18 protein-coding genes are annotated in these 17231 nt (G+C 64.8%); 10 read left to right on the top strand and 8 right to left on the bottom strand.

What is annotated here, in order from left to right:
- Positions 1 to 32 precede the first annotated feature (32 nt).
- Positions 33 to 449 carry a hypothetical protein gene (locus RT460_RS08540; RefSeq protein ID WP_313318394.1) on the bottom strand — a complete coding sequence of 139 codons (417 nt, stop codon included), beginning with the start codon at positions 447 to 449 and terminating at the stop codon, positions 33 to 35.
- Positions 450 to 544: 95 nt separating this feature from the next.
- Positions 545 to 2293 carry a glutamine--tRNA ligase/YqeY domain fusion protein gene (locus RT460_RS08535; RefSeq protein WP_313318392.1) on the bottom strand — a complete coding sequence of 583 codons (1749 nt, stop codon included), beginning with the start codon at positions 2291 to 2293 and terminating at the stop codon, positions 545 to 547.
- Between the two features lie 103 nt (positions 2294 to 2396).
- On the opposite strand from RT460_RS08535, the gene RT460_RS08530 reads away from it, so the two are divergent.
- From RT460_RS08530 to RT460_RS08515, 4 genes are read left to right on the top strand one after another with little or no spacing between them, the layout of a single operon-like run.
- A complete protein-coding gene (locus tag RT460_RS08530) occupies positions 2397 to 3065 on the top strand; it encodes a glutathione S-transferase family protein (protein WP_313318390.1) in 669 nt (222 codons plus the stop codon).
- Between the two features lie 13 nt (positions 3066 to 3078).
- Complete coding sequence (locus RT460_RS08525) at positions 3079 to 3345, top strand: DUF2007 domain-containing protein (protein WP_057630354.1); 267 nt, start codon at positions 3079 to 3081, stop codon at positions 3343 to 3345.
- 31 nt (positions 3346 to 3376) lie between these two features.
- Positions 3377 to 4027, top strand: a complete 651-nt coding sequence (gene msrA, locus RT460_RS08520; protein ID WP_313318447.1) for a peptide-methionine (S)-S-oxide reductase MsrA — start codon at positions 3377 to 3379, stop codon at positions 4025 to 4027.
- Positions 4028 to 4030: 3 nt separating this feature from the next.
- On the top strand, positions 4031 to 4540 hold the full coding sequence (locus RT460_RS08515) for an NAD(P)H-dependent oxidoreductase (protein ID WP_313318387.1): 510 nt from the start codon (positions 4031 to 4033) through the stop codon (positions 4538 to 4540).
- 239 nt (positions 4541 to 4779) lie between these two features.
- Here RT460_RS08515 and RT460_RS08510 read toward each other — a convergent pair whose 3' ends face one another.
- The 5 genes from RT460_RS08510 to ahpC form a co-directional block, all read right to left on the bottom strand.
- Positions 4780 to 5745: a transaldolase gene (locus RT460_RS08510; RefSeq protein WP_313318385.1), complete on the bottom strand. Its 966-nt coding sequence runs from the start codon at positions 5743 to 5745 to the stop codon at positions 4780 to 4782.
- A gap of 36 nt (positions 5746 to 5781) precedes the next feature.
- On the bottom strand, positions 5782 to 6207 hold the full coding sequence (rnk, locus tag RT460_RS08505; protein ID WP_313318384.1) for a nucleoside diphosphate kinase regulator: 426 nt from the start codon (positions 6205 to 6207) through the stop codon (positions 5782 to 5784).
- A gap of 444 nt (positions 6208 to 6651) precedes the next feature.
- A complete protein-coding gene (locus RT460_RS08500; protein WP_313318382.1) occupies positions 6652 to 7596 on the bottom strand; it encodes a LysR substrate-binding domain-containing protein in 945 nt (314 codons plus the stop codon).
- Positions 7597 to 7761: 165 nt separating this feature from the next.
- Positions 7762 to 9354 carry an alkyl hydroperoxide reductase subunit F gene (gene ahpF / locus RT460_RS08495; protein ID WP_313318381.1) on the bottom strand — a complete coding sequence of 531 codons (1593 nt, stop codon included), beginning with the start codon at positions 9352 to 9354 and terminating at the stop codon, positions 7762 to 7764.
- Positions 9355 to 9633: 279 nt separating this feature from the next.
- Positions 9634 to 10194 (bottom strand): alkyl hydroperoxide reductase subunit C, encoded by a 561-nt coding sequence (ahpC, locus tag RT460_RS08490; RefSeq protein ID WP_313318378.1) that lies wholly within the window; start codon positions 10192 to 10194, stop codon positions 9634 to 9636.
- A 305-nt stretch (positions 10195 to 10499) separates the two neighbouring features.
- On the opposite strand from ahpC, the gene prmC reads away from it, so the two are divergent.
- The 4 genes from prmC to RT460_RS08470 all read left to right on the top strand — a co-directional run bounded on the left by prmC (position 10500) and on the right by RT460_RS08470 (position 13772).
- Positions 10500 to 11336 carry a peptide chain release factor N(5)-glutamine methyltransferase gene (prmC, locus tag RT460_RS08485; protein WP_313318446.1) on the top strand — a complete coding sequence of 279 codons (837 nt, stop codon included), beginning with the start codon at positions 10500 to 10502 and terminating at the stop codon, positions 11334 to 11336.
- A gap of 51 nt (positions 11337 to 11387) precedes the next feature.
- Complete coding sequence (locus tag RT460_RS08480; RefSeq protein ID WP_313318377.1) at positions 11388 to 11678, top strand: hypothetical protein; 291 nt, start codon at positions 11388 to 11390, stop codon at positions 11676 to 11678.
- A gap of 215 nt (positions 11679 to 11893) precedes the next feature.
- Positions 11894 to 12835 (top strand): prolyl aminopeptidase, encoded by a 942-nt coding sequence (gene pip, locus RT460_RS08475; RefSeq protein WP_313318376.1) that lies wholly within the window; start codon positions 11894 to 11896, stop codon positions 12833 to 12835.
- Positions 12836 to 13112: 277 nt separating this feature from the next.
- Positions 13113 to 13772, top strand: a complete 660-nt coding sequence (locus RT460_RS08470; protein WP_313318375.1) for a hypothetical protein — start codon at positions 13113 to 13115, stop codon at positions 13770 to 13772.
- 364 nt (positions 13773 to 14136) lie between these two features.
- On the opposite strand, the gene RT460_RS08465 is transcribed toward RT460_RS08470, so the two are convergent.
- Complete coding sequence (locus RT460_RS08465; RefSeq protein WP_313318445.1) at positions 14137 to 15024, bottom strand: LysR family transcriptional regulator; 888 nt, start codon at positions 15022 to 15024, stop codon at positions 14137 to 14139.
- Positions 15025 to 15126: 102 nt separating this feature from the next.
- On the opposite strand from RT460_RS08465, the gene RT460_RS08460 reads away from it, so the two are divergent.
- Entirely contained in the window at positions 15127 to 16560 is a 1434-nt protein-coding gene (locus RT460_RS08460; protein WP_313318373.1) for an MFS transporter, read from the top strand.
- A gap of 8 nt (positions 16561 to 16568) precedes the next feature.
- A complete protein-coding gene (locus RT460_RS08455; protein ID WP_313318372.1) occupies positions 16569 to 17225 on the top strand; it encodes a hypothetical protein in 657 nt (218 codons plus the stop codon).
- Positions 17226 to 17231 lie beyond the last annotated feature (6 nt).

Genomic DNA, 17231 nt, shown 5'->3' with positions numbered 1-17231 from the left:
AGGGTGCTGATCAGCCGCCGCGCCAAGCGTGTTCAGCGCACTGGCGCAGGATTCTCCGTCATGGGTTGGCGCAGTGGATTACTGCTGCCCGCGGCGGCGCACTTGCCCTGCACGCAGCTGCAGCCCTGGATCTCCGGGAAGCCACAGACGCTCATCATGCCCTTGGCCTGGCAGCTGGCCTGCACGCCAGCCGGGTCGGTGGCGCTGTTGACGTTGACGCAGGACGGGTAATAACCGCAGCAGTTGCCAACGTTCTTCACCGTGCAATCGGCGTCAACCTTGCAGCTGGTATCGACCACGACGGGCGGGGTGGCAGGTTTGGCGGGGGATGTCTGCTCGGTGACCGCAGCAGGGGGAGTCGATTGCGCGCTGACTGGCGCGGTCGCGGCGGGAGCCGTACAGGCGGTCAGGGCGAACAGCAGGCTGAGCAGCAGTGACAGACGGAGCATGGGTCAATCCTGATCTGGGCACGCGGCCATGGTAGCCGCGTTGCCCGTGAGCAGGGGGTTATCGCGCTGTCAGCCGATAACCCCGACCGTCCTGATCAGGCCGACCAGGTATCGCGCAGCGTCACGCTGCGGTTGAACACCGGCTTGGCCGGGGTGTGGTCGCGGCGGTCGGCGACGAAGTAGCCGGTGCGCTCGAACTGGTAGCTCTGCTCCGGTGCGGCGGCAGCGGCAGCCGGTTCGACATAGCCGGTGACGACCTTGCGCGATTCCGGGTTCAGGTAATCGCGGTAGGTCTTGCCTTCGGACTCGTCGTCCGGGTCGGCCACCGAGAACAGGCGGTCGTACAGGCGCACTTCGGCTTCCACCGCGTGCTGGGCGCTGACCCAATGGATGGTGCCCTTGATCTTGCGGTTGGCGCCTTCCATGCCCGGGCGCGATTCCGGGTCCAGCCAGCCACGCAGCTCGACCACTTCGCCGGCGTCGTTCTTGACCACTTCATCGACGCGGGCAATGCCGGCACCGCGCAGGCGCACTTCGCCGCCCGGCACCAGGCGCTTCCAGCCCTTGGGCGGTACTTCGGCGAAGTCTTCGCGCTCGATCCACAGCTCACGTGCGAACGGCACTTCGCGGGTGCCGAAGCTCTCATCCTTCGGGTGATTGCTGAAGGTGAGGGTTTCTTCGTGGCCCTCCGGCAGGTTGGTCAGCACCAGCTTGATCGGGTCGATCACCGCCATGCGGCGGGCAGCGGCACTGTCCAGGTCTTCGCGCAGGGCGCCTTCCAGCACGCTGAAATCGATCTGCGAGTTCTGCTTGGAAATACCCACGCGCTCGGCGAACAGGCGCATGGCGGCCGGCGTGTAACCACGGCGACGCAGGCCCTGCAGGGTCGGCATGCGCGGGTCTTCCCAGCCATCGACCAGGTTTTCGGTGACCAGCGCCATCAACTTGCGCTTGCTCATCACCGTGTAGTTGATGTTCAAGCGCGAGAACTCGATCTGGCGCGGCTTGGCGGCTTCACGCGGCAGGCCGCGATCGACCAGCGGCTGGGTCAGCGCGTTGTCGTGGGCGAAATCGACGTTGTCCACGCACCAGTCGTACAGCGGGCGGTGGTCTTCGAATTCCAGCGTGCACAGCGAGTGGGTGATGCCTTCCAGCGAATCGCCCAACGCATGCGCGAAGTCGTACATCGGGTAGATCGGCCAGGCGTTGCCGGTGTTCTGGTGCTCGACGTGCTTGATGCGGTACAGCGCCGGATCGCGCAGGTTGATGTTGCCGCTGGCCATGTCGATCTTGGCGCGCAAGGTGCGGGCACCGTCGGCGAACTCGCCGGCGCGCATGCGTGCGAACAGGTCCAGGTTTTCCTCGACGCTGCGGTCGCGGTACGGCGACGGGCGGCCCGGCTCGGTCAGGCTGCCGCGGTAGGCGCGCACTTCTTCGGCCGACAGGTCGCAGACATAGGCCTTGCCGTCGCGGATCAGCTTCTGTGCGGCCAGGTAATAGGCATCGAAGTAGTCCGAGGCGTGGCGCAGCTCGTTCCACTCGAAGCCCAGCCAGCGCACGTCGTCCTGGATGGCATTGACGTACTCGGGGTCTTCCTTGGCCGGGTTGGTGTCATCGAAGCGCAGGTTGCAGACGCCGCTGAATTCCCCGGCGATGCCGAAGTTCAGGCAGATCGACTTGGCGTGGCCAATGTGCAGGTAGCCGTTGGGCTCGGGCGGGAAGCGGGTCTTGATGGCCGTGTGCTTGCCGCTGGCCAGGTCCTCACGGACGATCTGGCGGATGAAGTCGCGCTTTTCAGGAGCGGTATCCGGCGTGGCAGCGGCGGCAGGCGTGTTCTCGGACATGGGGGACGCAGCGTATTGAAGTAAACCGCAAGTTTAGCCGAGCCGGGCCGAGGCTGCCCGGAGGGGGCTATGCTGGGGTTCTTCCGCCCCGTGGATCGTGCCGATGGACCGTCCCGTCCTGGTGATAGGCAACAAGAACTACTCCTCCTGGTCGCTGCGCCCGTGGCTGCTGCTGCGCCATTTCGGGGTGGCGTTCGACGAAGTGCGGCTGGCCCTGGACACGGCGGACTTTGCCAGCCAGGTGCGGCAGCATTCGCCCACCGGCAAGGTCCCGGCCCTGCGCGACGGGGCCCTGCAACTGTGGGATTCGCTGGCGATCTGCGAATACGCCAACGAGCGCTGGCTGGACGGACATGGCTGGCCGGCCGATCTGGCGCAGCGGGCGCGGGCCCGGGCTGCGGCGGCGGAGATGCATTCAGGTTTCACCGCGCTGCGCACTCAGCTGCCGATGAACAGCCGGCGCCAGCCCGGTGGCTACCGCTGGGATGCGGCCGCGCAGGCCGATATCGATCGGGTCTGTGCCTTGTGGGGCACGTTGCGCGGCGACCATGGCGCGGGCGGGGACTTCCTGTTCGGGCAATTCGGCATTGTTGATGCGATGTATGCGCCGGTAGCGATACGTTTTGATGGCTATGGCGTGATGTTGGAGGGCGAAGCCGGGCGCTATCTGCAGGCGCTGTTGGCGCTGCCTGCTGTGCGTGAGTGGCGCCAGGCCGGGGCCGGGGAAAGCGAACAGCTTGCCGCCACCGACGCGCTGCGCAAGCCGCTGTGAACGGAGAATACTGATGCAGCTGATCTACCAGACCAACAACCTGTTCGACGCACACCTGGTCAAGCATGCGCTGGAGGCGGCCGACATACCGGCCTTCGTGTTCGGCGAATCCCTGCTGGGCGCGGGCGGCGAACTGCCGCTGTTCGGCCTGCTGCGGGTCTGCGTGCCGGATTCGGCCAAGGCCGAGGCCGAAGACATCGTGGCCGCGTTGGGCTTGGACGAGGGCGGCGATGCCCCCATCTTGGATGACGATGAAGCGCCGGGATTCCTCCCGGCCTGAGGAACTGACCATGTTGGGAATCGGCCAAGGTATTTTGGGTATCGGTGCATTCAAGCAGCGCCTGCCGCGCCCGGAAGAAGCATTGCCGGGGCGGGACACGCCGCTGCCGCTGCACAACGTGCATTTCGTCAACGGCCAGCCCTTGCAGGGCGACTTCGCCGGGCTGCAGGTGCTGGATGTGGGCCTGGGCTGTTTCTGGGGCGCCGAGCGCAAGTTCTGGCAGCTGCCGGGCGTGGTGACCACGGCGGTCGGCTACCAGGGCGGTGTCACCCCGAACCCGACCTACGAAGAGGCCTGTTCCGGGCTGACCGGCCATGCCGAAGTGGTGCGGGTGGTGTTTGATCCGACACAGGTAACACTGGACACCGTGCTGCGCACCTTCTGGGAAAACCACGACCCCACCCAGGGCATGCGCCAGGGCAACGACACCGGCACCCAGTACCGCTCCGCGCTCTATTGCCATACGCAGGAACAGTACGACGCGGCCATCGCCAGTCGAGATGCTTACCAGCAGCAGCTGTCAGCGGCGGGCTACGGCGAGATCACCACCGAGATCATGTTCCCGGCGCCGCCGTTCTACTACGCCGAGGATTACCACCAGCAATACCTGGCCAAGAATCCGAATGGCTATTGCGGCATCGGCGGTACCGGCGTGAGCTGCCCGATTGGCCTGGATGTCTGAGCCGTGAGTGCCACATCGCGCCGTCTGCTGGTGGTGTGGCACAGCATTACCGGCGCTACCGAAGCGATGGTGGGCGCCTTGCTGCAGGGCGCGCATGCGGCAGCCGGTGATGCCGTGCAGGTGAGCGCAGTGCGCGCTGCCGATGCAGTTGCCGACGATGTGTTGATGGCCGATGCGGTGGTGTTTGCCACCCCGGAAACGCTGGCCTCGATGAGCGGTGCGATGAAGGATTTCTTTGATCGCAGCTACTACCCCTTGCTGGGGCGCTGCGAGGGCAAGCCGTATGCGCTGCTGGTGTGTGCCGGCTCGGACGGTCATCCGACCATCGCGCAGTTGCGGCGGGTAGCCTTGGGTCTGCGATTGAAAGAAGTGGCCGAGCCGCTGCTGGTGTGTACGCAGGCGCAGACGGCGGAGGCGATTCTGGCGGCGAAAACAGTGCCGGAGGCAGAGTTGGCAAGAGGCCGCGAGCTGGGTGCGCTGCTGGCAGCAGGGCTGGAACTCGGGGTGTACTAGCTTTTGCTTCAGCTTAAGCCCCTCTCCCGCATGCGGGAGAGGGGTTGGGGTGAGGGCGCTCTTAAAGCACGTGGAGCAAAAGCTTTTGAAGCTCCCCTCATCCGCCCCTTCGGGGCACCTGCATTCGGCACATCCATGTGCCTCACCCTTCGGGCGGCTTCGCCGTGCAACCCGGCAATCCTGCCGGGTTGTCGTCCCGCAGGCGGGAGAAGGGAGACATCAGGCATCAGCTTTTGCTGTCAGCCGCCCAGCTCATCCGCAATCCGCTGACGCAAGGTCTGCAGATCCTTGGCAAACGCTTCGATACCGGTAGCCAGCTTTTCCGTGGCCATCGGATCCGCTGCCATATCCGCATCAAACTTGGCTTCATCAATCGCAGCCACGTTCACCGCTTCGGCGGCACCGGCTACCAGCTTGCGCGGCAGCTCGCCGAAATCAGCGTCCAGCTTCTCCAGCAGGTCCGGCGAAATCGTCAGACGATCACAACCGGCCAGCGCTTCGATCTGCGCGGTCGAACGGAACGAGGCGCCCATCACCACGGTGTTGGAACCCCGGCGCTTGAACTCGGCAAAAACGCCGCGCACGAATTGCACGCCCGGGTCTTCGTCGATGCTTGCCGGGGTCTGGCCGTTGGCCACGTACCAGTCCAGGATGCGGCCGACGAACGGCGAGATCAGGAAGGCACCGGCTTCGGAGCAGGCCAGGGCCTGGGTCGGGTTGAAGATCAGGGTCAGGTTGCAGTCGATGCCCTCGGCCTGCAGCACGCGGGCGGCTTCCACGCCGGCCCAGGTGGCGGCGATCTTGATCAGCACCTTGTCGCGCGGCACGCCGGCCGCTTCGTACATGGCGATGAATTCGCGCGCCTTGGCAATCGTCGCCTCGGTGTTGTGGGCCTGGTCGGCATCCACTTCGGTGGACACGCGGCCCGGCACCAGCTCGGCCAGCATCGTGCCGACGCCAACGGTCAGGCGATCAACCACGGCGTTGGCAACCGCCTGCCTGTCACCGGACTGGGCCCGGCCCCACTGCAGCTCGCGCTCGATCAGGCCGGCATAGACCGGCAGGTCGAGGGCTTTCTTCACCAGGGTCGGGTTGGTGGTGCAGTCGACCGGGCGCAGGCGCTTAATGGCGTCGTAATCACCGGTATCGGCGACGACGACGGACAGTTCACGCAGCTGGGCGAGCTTGGAGTGGGCCTGGGTCATTACGGTTTCCTGTGGCAGGGGCAGCGCGGGGCGCGCTCAGCGGTGGAAGTCACCAGCCGCTTCAGGCTGGTAGTGGACGGCGGTGACGCGCAGGCGCAGCTGGCGGCCGCCGGGTGCGGTCCAATCGATGGTCTGGCCAACCGACAAGCCCAACAGGGCACTGCCAACCGGCGCCAGGATCGACACGCGGCCCTTGTCGAAATCCGCTTCGTGCGGATAGACCAGGGTCAGGGAATGTTTTTCGTTGTGCAGTTCGTCTTCGCAGTCCACACGGGAATGCATGGTGACGATGCCAGCGGGGATTTCTTCCGGCGGCAGCACCTGCGCGCGCTCAAGCTCCTGCGCAAGGGCAACGGCGGCCGGGTGGCGGCTCAGCGCCGGGGAGTCCAGCAGGGCCTCAAGGCGGGCCATGTCGCGGGTGGAAACAATGATGGATGGCGGCAGACCGCTGTGGCTGGTCATGGGAATTCCTTATCTGATTGAAGAACAAGCAAAAGGCGACGCTTGTTCGGCGCCGCCCGGGTTTCTATTGTGCTGGTGAAGCGGGCCGTAGGCGACCCTGTGAAGATCATGGGGCCGGTGCGGCCCGGATGCAATGTGGGGCAGGGGAATGTTCAGGTTTTGGGCTGCTGCGCGCGTAGCGGTCGGCAAGCTGCTTTTCCCTTCTCCCCTTGCGGGACTGCAGCCCCCTTCTTGGGGGAAGGTGCCCCGAAAGGGGCGGAAGAGGGGAGCGCAAGGCGTGCTTTTGGAGCTTTTCCAGTCCAAGTGGAGGTTCCAAGCCTCTGACTTGGTTTGCCCGCTCCCCAACCCCCGCTCCGCGCCCCGGCCCTTGCGCTGGCGCAAGGGCGCTCGACAAGCCGCGAACCGTTGCTTCGCAATGCCTCGTCCCTCCACAGGGAGAGGGGCTTAGTCCGCTCGCGCCTCAGCTTGACGGGGTTGAGCCGCATCCGCCGTCAACAAACCCACCGGCAGCTGTTTGAACAACTGCGCGAACTGTTCCAGGAAACTGCCCATCGCCGAGCTGCGGCGCCAGACCATGGCAATGCGGCGATTGGGATGCGGGTCACCTTCGAACGGGATCAGCCTGACGTTCTCCGAACGCGCCACCGGCGGCTTCACCGCCAGCATCGGCAGCAGGGTGACGCCGACATTGGCGGCTACCATCTGCCGCAGGGTCTCCAGGCTGGTGGCCTGGAACTCGGATTTCTCCAGCGCGCCGGCCATATGGCAGACGTCCAACGCCTGGTCGCGCAGGCAATGCCCGTCCTGCAACAGCAGCAGGCGCTGGTCGGACAGGTCGTCCAGGGTCAAGGAGGATCGCGCGGTCAGCGGGTGGCCCTCGGGTGCAGCCAGCACGAAGGGTTCCTCGAACAGGAACTCGGTATGCAGCTGATCATCGGCCACTGGCAGTGCCAGCAGCGCAGCGTCGAGCTGGCCATTGCGCAGCTGCGCCAGCAGCACGTCGCTCTTTTCTTCGACCAGCAGCATTTCCAGCTGCGGAAAGCGCTGGCGGATCGCAGGCACCACATGCGGCAACAGATACGGGCCGAGGGTGGGGAAGATGCCCAGCCGCACGGTGCCGGCTTCCGGGTCACGCGCGCGGCGCGCGGCTTCCTTCATCTGGTCCACTTCGGCCACGATATTGCGCGCGCGCGCGGCTGCCTCGCGTCCTGCCGGGGTCAGCATCACCTTGCGTGGGGCGCGTTCGACCAGCGGTACGCCCAGCTCTTCTTCCAGCTTCTTGATCTGGGTGGACAGAGTGGGCTGGCTGACAAAGCTCGCCGCTGCGGCACGGCCAAAGTGTTTGTGCTCGGCCAGCGCTACCAGGTATTTCAGATCGCGAAGATTCATGTCGGGCCTTTGAAGCTGGGAACGTAGAGGTCAGGAACCAGGAACGTAGCGGTGAGTTGACCAACATCTGCGTTGGCCCTTACTGGTTTCTGGTTCCTCACCACTGGTTTCTACGGCGGTAAGTGCGGTCAAATCAAAGCCCCGCAATGCGGGGCTTTGAGGGCTTCAGGCGGTTTCTTCCACTGCCGCCTCAGGCTGCAGCACCGGTGTGCGGATCAGGTGATCAAACGCGCTCAGTGCGGCGGTCGAACCGGCGCCCATGGCGATGATGATCTGCTTGTACGGCACCGTGGTGCAGTCACCGGCAGCAAACACGCCCGGTACATTGGTCTGGCCGCGATCATCGATGATGATTTCGCCGCGACCGCTGAGGTCCACCGTGCCACGTAGCCATTCGGTGTTCGGCAGCAGGCCGATCTGCACGAAGATGCCTTCCAGCTCGACCCGGTGCGAATCGCCACCGACGCGGTCGGTGTAGACGATGCCGTTGACCTTCTGGCCGTCGCCCAGCACTTCGGTGGTCTGTGCGTTGAGCACCACCTTCACGTTGGGCAGGCTGTTGAGCTTGGCCTGCAGCACCTGGTCGGCACGCAGCTTGCTGTCGAACTCGAACACGGTGACGTGGCTGACGATGCCGGCCAGGTCGATCGCCGCTTCCACGCCGGAGTTGCCGCCGCCGATCACCGCCACGCGCTTGCCCTTGAACAGCGGGCCGTCGCAGTGCGGGCAATACGCCACGCCCTTGTTGCGGTACTCGTTCTCGCCCGGCACGTTCATCTGCCGCCAGCGTGCGCCGGTGGACAGGATCACCGTCCTGGACTTCAGCGAGGCGCCGTTCTCCAGCTGCACTTCGACCAGGCCATCGGCACCGGCCGGCACCAGCTTGGTGGCGCGCTGCAGGTTCATGATGTCGACCTCGTACTCACGGACGTGGGCTTCCAGTGCGGCGGCCAGCTTCGGGCCTTCGGTATGCTGCACCGAGATGAAGTTCTCGATCGCCATGGTGTCCAGCACCTGACCGCCGAAACGCTCTGCGGCCACGCCGGTGCGGATGCCCTTGCGTGCGGCATAGATCGCCGCCGCCGAACCGGCCGGGCCACCGCCCACCACCAGCACGTCGAAGGCATCCTTGGCCTTGATCTTCTCGGCCTCACGCGCGGCGGCACCGGTGTCCAGCTTGGCCACGATCTGCTCCAGGCTCATGCGGCCCTGGTCGAACACTTCGCCATTGAGGTAGACGGTCGGCACCGACATCACCTGGCGCTGCTCGACCTCATCCTGGAACAGGGCGCCGTCGATGGCCACATGGGTGATGTTGGGGTTCAGCACCGCGGCCAGGTTCAGCGCCTGCACCACATCCGGGCAGTTCTGGCAGGACAGCGAGAAATAGGTTTCAAAGCGGTACTCGCCCTTCAGGTCACGGATCTGCTCCAGCAGCTCGGCCGATTCCTTGGACGGATGGCCACCAACCTGCAGCAGGGCCAGCACGAAGGAGGTGAACTCGTGGCCCATCGGCAGGCCGGCGAAGCTCAGGCCGATGTTCTGGCCCGGGCTGTCCAGGTCGAAGGACGGCACGCGGCCCTGGCCATCCCGCTTCACGTCCAGGGTGATCTTGTCCGACAAGGTCACCAGCGTGTTCAGCAGCTCCATCATCTCCTGCGACTTTTCGCCGCCATCGGCGTGCGCGGTGATGTGGATCGGGCGGGTTACCCGTTCCAGGTAGGCCTTGAGCTGGGTCTGCAGGTTGGCATCCAACATGGACAATCTCCTAAGTGGCGATACGTCGTGGTCGACGTTGAGGCAATACGGGGGAGTGACGTCGCTGCGCGGGGCAGGTCGCCTTGGAAAGTAGGGGTGAACCGCAGCCTGCTTGCTCGGCTTGCTGGCGCCGTGCTGGCTGGCGTCAAACACGCTGCGGTTCACCCCCACACCCGCCGCGAGGCGGGGTGGGGAGTGAGGCCAATCACTTATCAACAGTCGCTGGAACCCAGCAGTTTTTCACTGGTTCCGGTGTTGCTGATGACGGGCTGTTGGCAATTAGATCTTGCCGACCAGGTCCAGCGACGGAGCCAGGGTCTTTTCGCCTTCCTTCCACTTGGCCGGGCACACTTCGCCCGGGTGGCTGGAGACGTACTGGGCAGCCTTGACCTTGCGCAGGGTGTCGGCGGCTTCGCGGCCGATGCCTTCAGCGGTGATTTCCACCGACTGGATCACGCCCTGCGGGTCGATGATGAAGGTGCCGCGGTCAGCCAGACCGGCCGGACGCAGGACTTCGAAGTTCTTCGAGATCTGGTGGGTCGGGTCGCCGATCATGGTGTACTTGATCTTGCCGATGGCAGCCGAGGTGTCGTGCCACGCCTTGTGCGAGAAGTGGGTGTCGGTGGAAACCGAGTACACCTCAACGCCCAGCTTCTGGAACTGCTCGTAATGCTCGGCCAGGTCTTCCAGCTCGGTCGGGCAGACGAAGGTGAAGTCAGCCGGGTAGAACACAACGACGGACCACTTGCCCTTCAGGTCGGCGTCGCTGACCTTGACGAACTGGCCGTTCTTATAAGCATCGGCCTCGAACGGCAGGATTTCGGTATTGATGACGGACATCGTTTTTCCTCTAGTGGAAGGGGTGGGTGGAAAGTGATGGAGCGACATTAATAGGCGCTGCCTAATAAAACAAATGAATTGGATGCATCGTATCAATAGGCTTTGCCTATCAATCGCCCCTCGGAAGGGGTTGCAAGGCTTGATATCGGGTGTTTTGGAGGTTTTCCAAGCGAGCCGTGTCTAACCTGAACGGTTTTAAATAGATGGGATTAATCCCAGGCAAAGGCGTGGCGGTAGGCAGGGACGGGCGCGGTGACTATCCTCGCCGTCCTGGAAATACGCCGCGATGAGGTAGTGAAGTGTCCATGCTGAAGGTTGCCGAGCTGTTGCGGGAGGCCGCTGCACGCCTGCCGGGCGACGATGCCCGCCATGAGGCCGAGCAGTTGCTGCTGCACGTGCTGGGGGTGGAGCGGGCGTGGCTGTTCGCCCACGCCACCGACGCCGTGGACGCCGAGGCCCGGGAACGCTTCGAGGTACTGCTGGCCCGTCGCATCGAAGGCCACCCGTTGGCCTACCTGGTCGGCCGGCGCGGATTCTGGACCCTGGACCTGCAGGTCAACACCGCCACCCTGATCCCGCGCCCGGAGACTGAGCTGCTGGTGGAGTTGGCTTTGGCGCGTCTGCCCGACGACGACATGCTGCGGGTAGCGGACATGGGGACAGGCAGCGGTGCGATCGCCCTGTCGATTGCCAGCGAGCGTCCCTTGGCCACGGTGATGGCCACCGACGTGCTGGGTCCTGCGCTGGCGGTGGCGGTCAAGAACGCACAGGCGCATGGATTGGAAAACGTCTGGTTCCGTCGCGGGCACTGGTATGCCGCGTTGGGTGCGGACCGCTTCGACATGATCGTCAGCAATCCGCCGTATATCGCTGCGGGTGACCCACATCTGGCGCAGGGCGATCTGCGCTTCGAGCCGCCGCCGGCATTGGCCTCGGGCGCGGATGGACTGGACGCGATCCGAGAGATCGTCGCGGGGGCGCACGAGCATCTGGTACCAGGCGGCTGGCTGCTGATGGAGCATGGCTGGGACCAGGGCGTGGCGATCCGCGCGTTGTTGCAGCAGGCCGGGTTTGCCGAAGCGCAGACGGTTCAGGATCTTGAGCAGCGGGATCGGGTGACCCTGGGACGTTGGTTGGGCTGAAGGGCGTTTGCTTGGCTGCTTGTCTGTTTGGCTTTGTTGTAGTTGTAGCTGTTGCTGTTGCTGTTGCTGTTGCTGTTGCTGGTGCTGGTGCTGGTGCTGTTGCTGTTGCTGGTGCTGGTGCTGGTGCTGGTGCTGTTGCTTTTGCTGTTGTCGTTGTCGTTGCCGTTGCCGTTGCTTTTGGCTTTGTTGTTGGCCGTCATTCCCGCGAAGGCGGGAATCGCTCTGGCTCTGACTTTGCTTCTACTCTTTGCCGTCATTCCCGCGAAGGCGGGAATCGCTTTGGCTTTGTTTTTGCGTCCACAGTGGACTCATCCGGCAATGTGGCAGTGGCAGCAAGACTGAGAGCCAAAGCAAGAGCAAGAGCGATTCCCGCCTTCGCGGGAATGACGGCTTAAAAAGCCACGGCAACAAGCAAGAAGCAACAGCCCAAATCCCCAATCCCTAATCCCCAATCCCCAATCCCCAATCCCCAATCCCTCACCCCCCCACGCCCCAGCACAAACAAGATCAAAACACCGCTGCGCTAAACTAACCGGCCTGTTACCACCGAGGCAGCCATGCGCACGCTCTACCCCGCCATCGAGCCCTACGACACCGGCACGCTTGCCGTCGATGATCGTCACACGCTGTACTTCGAACAATGCGGCAACCCCGATGGCAAGCCGGTGGTGATGTTGCATGGTGGCCCGGGCGGCGGGTGCACGCCGAAGATGCGTCAGTTCCACGACCCGGCCAAGTACCGCATCATCCTGTTCGACCAGCGTGGCTCCGGCCGTTCCACCCCGCATGCCGATCTGGTCGACAACACCACCTGGGATCTGGTCGCCGACATCGAAAAGCTGCGCGAAAAGCTTGGCGTCGAGAAGTGGCAGGTGTTCGGCGGCAGCTGGGGTTCGACCCTGGCGCTGGCCTATGCCGAAACCCATCCGCAGCGTGTCACCGAGCTGGTCCTGCGCGGCATCTTCATGCTGCGCCGCTGGGAACTGGAATGGTTCTACCAGGAAGGCGCCAACCGCCTGTTCCCGGATGCCTGGGAGCATTACCTCAAGCCGATCCCGCAGGTGGAACGGCATGACCTGATCTCGGCCTTCCACCGCCGCCTGACCAGCAACGACGAGGCCACCCGCCTGGCCGCCGCCAAGGCGTGGAGCGTTTGGGAAGGCGCCACCAGCTTCCTGCACGTGGATGACGACTTCATCAACAGCCACGAAGACCCGCAGTTCGCACTGGCCTTCGCCCGCATCGAGAACCACTACTTCGTCAACGGCGGCTTCTTTGAAGTGGAAGACCAGTTGCTGCGTGACGCACACAAGATCGCCGACATCCCAGGCGTGATCGTGCATGGCCGTTACGACGTGGTGTGCCCGCTGGCCAATGCCTGGGACCTGCACAAGGCGTGGCCGAAGGCACAGCTGCAGATCAGCCCGGCCTCGGGCCATTCGGCATTCGAGGCCGAGAACGTGGACGCACTGGTGCGCGCCACCGACAGCTTCGCCTGAAAGCTGCAGCGGTAGCAGCAGCGTAAGCCGCCAAACCGGCTGATTGTGAGCCCCGGTCGTTGCAAGAACGGCTGGGGCTTGCTTGTTTCTGGGCAGGTGCCGGGGATGTTGCCGAGCATGCTGCGGCGCCGCCTTGTCCGGGTTTGTGTCAGGGCCGACAAGCACCATCGCGTTGAAGCGCGCAGCATCTGTTCGGATTACCGATCAGGGCTTTGGCATGTCATTACGCCGCTATCACTACTGTCTCGGCTTGTCGTGGCTGCTTCTGGCTGCGCCCTTGGCCGCTCAATCCCAGGCCGGAGACGCGCCGGTTGCATGGCGTGCCGATGCCTCCACCAACAAACAGGCACAGAAGGCGGCGGAAAAGGCCGCCGAGAACGCCATGCCGCCACCCGCCAAGGGCGCGCCGCCGGACCGTGCCGGTGCGCCCCCGCGAGGTGGCGGTCCGGGCGGGCAGGGCGGGCAGGGCGGTCCACCATCGGGAGGCATGGGCGGCGGACCGGATGGCGGTGGTCCTGGCGGCAAGGGGGGGCCGGGAAGCCCTGGGGGGCCATCCGGGGAACGCTTCGAACGCGCCTCGCCAGCCTCCATGCTGCGTCCCGAGATGGCGTTCGCCGCGCCGTTGGAGAACACCTTGGTGTTGTACCGCAGCCGCGAGTCGGTGTTGTTCGGCAGCAAGGACAGCTCGGCAGTCACGATCCTGCCCCTGTCCGGTGCCGCAGTGGCCGTAGCGCCAGGCGTTGAAGCATCCGTGCATGAGGATGCCGGCGGCTTACGGGTAGAGGTAGTGACCTCCAACGCGATCAAGGTGACGTATCGGTATCACGACGATGCGGTTGGCGTGTTGCGTGTGGATGTTGTGGCGGAAGGCCCGGTACCCCATCCGGGCAGCCGGTTCGAGGTGACGCGCCGCTACACGGCCGAAGCCGCACACTGAGCGGCGTCCAGGGAAGAACGAGGGAAGCCGCGGAGCACGCTCCGCCAGATGGCAGGCTGAGCGAGGTTGGCCTCGCTACCTTGGGGCCAGTCCTGCCGCCACGGGGCGGGCCTCGGTCCGATCGCCGTAGCAGGATGGTCAAAAAATGGCCATCGTCCGGAAAGCCGCACTACGCAACGGTTGTGCGCGCTTATCCACAGCTTGTCTAACTGGCAGGTCACAGCCTGTGTGGACAACCGATCAAGCAGATCAACGCGGGCGCCGAGCGATGCTCCCGCAGGCACTTTTTGCAACGCGCCGGCTGGATCATTGCTTGATGAGCGCCCCCAGGCCCCGCCTATCTGCGTCTGCTGGGTTGGGTCTTTCACCACTCGCCGGCCAACAGGGCATCGGCCAGCACCTTCAACTTGGGCGATACCTGCCGCGAGGGCGGATAGACCAGTGACAGCGCGCGGTTGCGCCCTTCATGGGCCTGCAGCACGCGCTGCAGCTGCCCGGCAGCCAGCGCATCAGCGACGGCGAAGTCCATCACCTGGACGATGCCTGCCCCGGCCAGTGCCGCTTCCACCAGGGGATCGCCGCTGTCGAAGACCATCCGCGCCGGCGGCGTGAAATCGCGCATGCGTCCGTCCAACTCACGGAACTGCCAATCCACCAGGCGTCCGCTGCGCAGATTGCGCACCGCCATGCATGCATGGCGGTGCAATGCGTCCACCGATTCGGGTTCGCCGTGGCGGGCAAGGTAGTCCGGTGCGGCAACCGTCACCCAGCGCAGCGGCCGCAAGGGCCGCGCGACCATCCGTACATCGCTGATCGGGCCGGTGCGCAGGGCGGCGTCAAAGCCTTCTTCGACCAGATCGACCAAGCGATCATTGAGCACCAGCTCGAACTGCAGCTGCGGGTGATCGGCAATCAGCCGTGACGCCAAGGGAACCAGGACCTTGCGTCCGAACATCGAGGGGGCAGTCAGCTTGAGTACGCCCGATGGCACGCAGGGACGGTCTCCCAACTGGCGCTGTGCGTCCTCCAATCCACACAGCAGCGGCTGGCAATGGTCGACGAACTGGCGCCCGTCGGGGGTCAGGCTGACGTTGCGGGTATTGCGATGGAGCAGGCGCACGCCCAGTTCCTGCTCCAGGCGGCTGATCGCCCGCGACAGGCCTGACTGGCTCAGTCCCAGCTGTCCGGCCGCCAGCGTGAAGCTGCGGGCCTCGGCTACCTGTACCAACATGCGCACTGCGTTGAGATCCATAGTGTCCATTGATGCAGATCCGCATTACAGATATGCGTCTATCCTGATTTATCTGCAGACCGTCATCAATAAGACTGTGCCCCCCGGTACCAGGATCTTCCGATGGCGATTTCCCTTTCCCCCGCGCAGGCCACACCTCGCCTTGCCTTGGCGCTGCTGGCGATGTCCCAGCTGATCATCGCGATGGACGCCACCATCATCTTCGTTGCCCTGCATGAGATGGGCGTGCAGCTGCACATCAATGCCCAACAGCTGCAATGGGTGGTGAGCGGCTACACCGTGGCATTTGGCGGCTGTCTGCTGTTGGGCGGCCGGGCAGCCGACCTGCTGGGCCGGCGCCGGATGTACAGGCTGGGAATGCTGGTGTTCGCGCTGGCGTCGCTGATCGGCGGCTTCAGTACCAATGCCGGTCTGTTGGTTGCTGCGCGGGCGGCACAGGGCCTGGGGGCGGCTGTGCTGTTCCCGGCAACGCTGGCGCTGATCAACACGCTCTACGCCGAGGGCGCACAGCGCAACCGTGCACTCGCGATATGGAGCATGGCCAGCGCGGGCGGCCTGGCCTTGGGGACGTTGCTGGGCGGGGTGCTGACCCAGCTGCTGGGATGGGCTTGGGTGCTATGGGTGCTGGTGCCGCTGGCGGCGGGATGTGCATGGCTTTCCGGCTATTGGTTGCCACGTGACGGTGCCCGGCCTGCGGCACGTTCGTTTGATCTTTGGGGCTGCCTGAGCGTGACATTGGGTGGCAGCCTGCTGGTGACGACCTTGGTGCAGGGGCCAGAGTGGGGGTGGATCGCGCCCGCCACCCTGGCGTGTCTGGGTTTGTCGTTGGTGCTGCTGGCGGCGTTCGTGGTGATTGAAAAGCGCAGCGCCGACCCGCTGATGCACTTTGCATTGCTGCAGGTGCCAGGGCTGCGTGCATCGATAGGCCTGACGATGTTGTTCATGAGCAGCTTTGGCGTGCAGTACTACTTCCTGGCCCTGTATTACCAGGATGGCTACGGTTGGAGTCCGCTGCAGGCGGGCCTGGCGTTCCTGCCCCCCACCCTGGTCTGCACGTTCGGCATCCGCATCGCTGAGCGCATGTTGATGACGCGGCCACCTCGGCAAGTGCTGACCTGGGGATTGGCCGGCGGCGCGCTTGGCATCGCCGCGGTGGCGGTGGCATTGCCGCATGGGGCTGCGTACTGGCCCTTGTTGCCGGGGATCGTGCTGCTCAGCCTCGGCCAGGGCATGACCTGGACGGCGATGTGGATTGTGGCCGGGCAAGGTGTTCCTGCCGCTCAGCAAGGCGTTGCTTCGGGCATGGCGGCAACCGCCCAGCAGATTGGCGGGGCGTTGGGGCTGGCGGTGTTGGTGATGGTGGCCAATGCGGCGCGCGGCACGACGGCAGCTGACAGTGCGCAGGCCCTGCAGGGGCTGGTCAATGCCCAGTACGGCGCAGCCCTGTTCGCACTGTTGGGTGTGGTCGTCGCGCTGCGCCTACGGCAGGCGCCGCTAGACTGCGACTCCCCGCACTGCCTGCCCAGCGACGCATGATCGAATTGATGGATCTCCGCCAGACCTTGGACAGCATTGCCAGCTGCAACGATGACGGCGAGGTGTGGGAGCGTTACGGATGGGTGCACGCCACCGATGGCGGTGCGTTGACGGCCCATTTCTGGCTGCCGGCGAGCGAGGAGGAGGCATTCGACGAGGATGCGCTGCCCGCGGCGGCTCGCGCCCTGGGGCTGTCCAGCTTTCTGGAGCCGGCTAGCTTCGCTGACGTGCTGGAGGTGCAGAAGCGTCAGCGCCCCCTGTCCAGTCTGCAGGACTATGCGCAGGCCCTGGATTACTACGCCGAGTACGATGCGTTCCTGCAGGTGCCCGGGATTGATGAAGCACTGGGCGAGGCGCCGGCAGCGGCGCAGGCCGCTGCGCGTGAGGCCGGCGTTGGCCCCGGCATCTTCAATAGTTTTGATGTCGTGCTGGCGGCATGCCCGCCGCCGCAGCTCAAGGATGCAGCGCGGCAGGTGGCGCTGCACCTGTCCTTGTCGATTGCCGAGGCGCATGCACGTTGCCAACGCCTGCCGCTGTGCTTGGGCGAGCAGGTGGACGGCAGGCGTGCTGCTGCATTGGTAGCGGCATTTGCCGCAGTGGGGATACCGCTGCAGGTGCGGGGCTTCGGCCCGTTCCCGTGGTCAGCCGAGCCAAGCGTGCAGTGATGATCC

This window comes from Stenotrophomonas sp. (genome assembly GCF_032061965.1).
Lineage (GTDB): Bacteria > Pseudomonadota > Gammaproteobacteria > Xanthomonadales > Xanthomonadaceae > Stenotrophomonas.
The sequence above is the reverse complement of the archived record's forward strand: the minus strand, read 5'-3'. Positions and strand labels throughout refer to the sequence as shown.

Bases quoted from the DNA above. Each gene is read 5' to 3' on its own strand.
- RT460_RS08525 (WP_057630354.1), top strand. From the start codon at position 3,079: ATGCAGCTGATCTACCAGACCAACAACCTGTTCGACGCACACCTGGTC.
- RT460_RS08540 (WP_313318394.1), bottom strand. From the start codon at position 449: ATGCTCCGTCTGTCACTGCTGCTCAGCCTGCTGTTCGCCCTGACCGCC.
- RT460_RS08530 (WP_313318390.1), top strand. From the start codon at position 2,397: ATGGACCGTCCCGTCCTGGTGATAGGCAACAAGAACTACTCCTCCTGG.
- rnk (WP_313318384.1), bottom strand. From the start codon at position 6,207: ATGACCAGCCACAGCGGTCTGCCGCCATCCATCATTGTTTCCACCCGC.
- RT460_RS08455 (WP_313318372.1), top strand. From the start codon at position 16,569: ATGGATCTCCGCCAGACCTTGGACAGCATTGCCAGCTGCAACGATGAC.
- RT460_RS08460 (WP_313318373.1), top strand. From the start codon at position 15,127: ATGGCGATTTCCCTTTCCCCCGCGCAGGCCACACCTCGCCTTGCCTTG.
- RT460_RS08535 (WP_313318392.1), bottom strand. From the start codon at position 2,293: ATGTCCGAGAACACGCCTGCCGCCGCTGCCACGCCGGATACCGCTCCT.
- ahpF (WP_313318381.1), bottom strand. From the start codon at position 9,354: ATGTTGGATGCCAACCTGCAGACCCAGCTCAAGGCCTACCTGGAACGG.
- RT460_RS08465 (WP_313318445.1), bottom strand. From the start codon at position 15,024: ATGGATCTCAACGCAGTGCGCATGTTGGTACAGGTAGCCGAGGCCCGC.
- RT460_RS08500 (WP_313318382.1), bottom strand. From the start codon at position 7,596: ATGAATCTTCGCGATCTGAAATACCTGGTAGCGCTGGCCGAGCACAAA.
- RT460_RS08510 (WP_313318385.1), bottom strand. From the start codon at position 5,745: ATGACCCAGGCCCACTCCAAGCTCGCCCAGCTGCGTGAACTGTCCGTC.
- ahpC (WP_313318378.1), bottom strand. From the start codon at position 10,194: ATGTCCGTCATCAATACCGAAATCCTGCCGTTCGAGGCCGATGCTTAT.
- pip (WP_313318376.1), top strand. From the start codon at position 11,894: ATGCGCACGCTCTACCCCGCCATCGAGCCCTACGACACCGGCACGCTT.
- prmC (WP_313318446.1), top strand. From the start codon at position 10,500: ATGCTGAAGGTTGCCGAGCTGTTGCGGGAGGCCGCTGCACGCCTGCCG.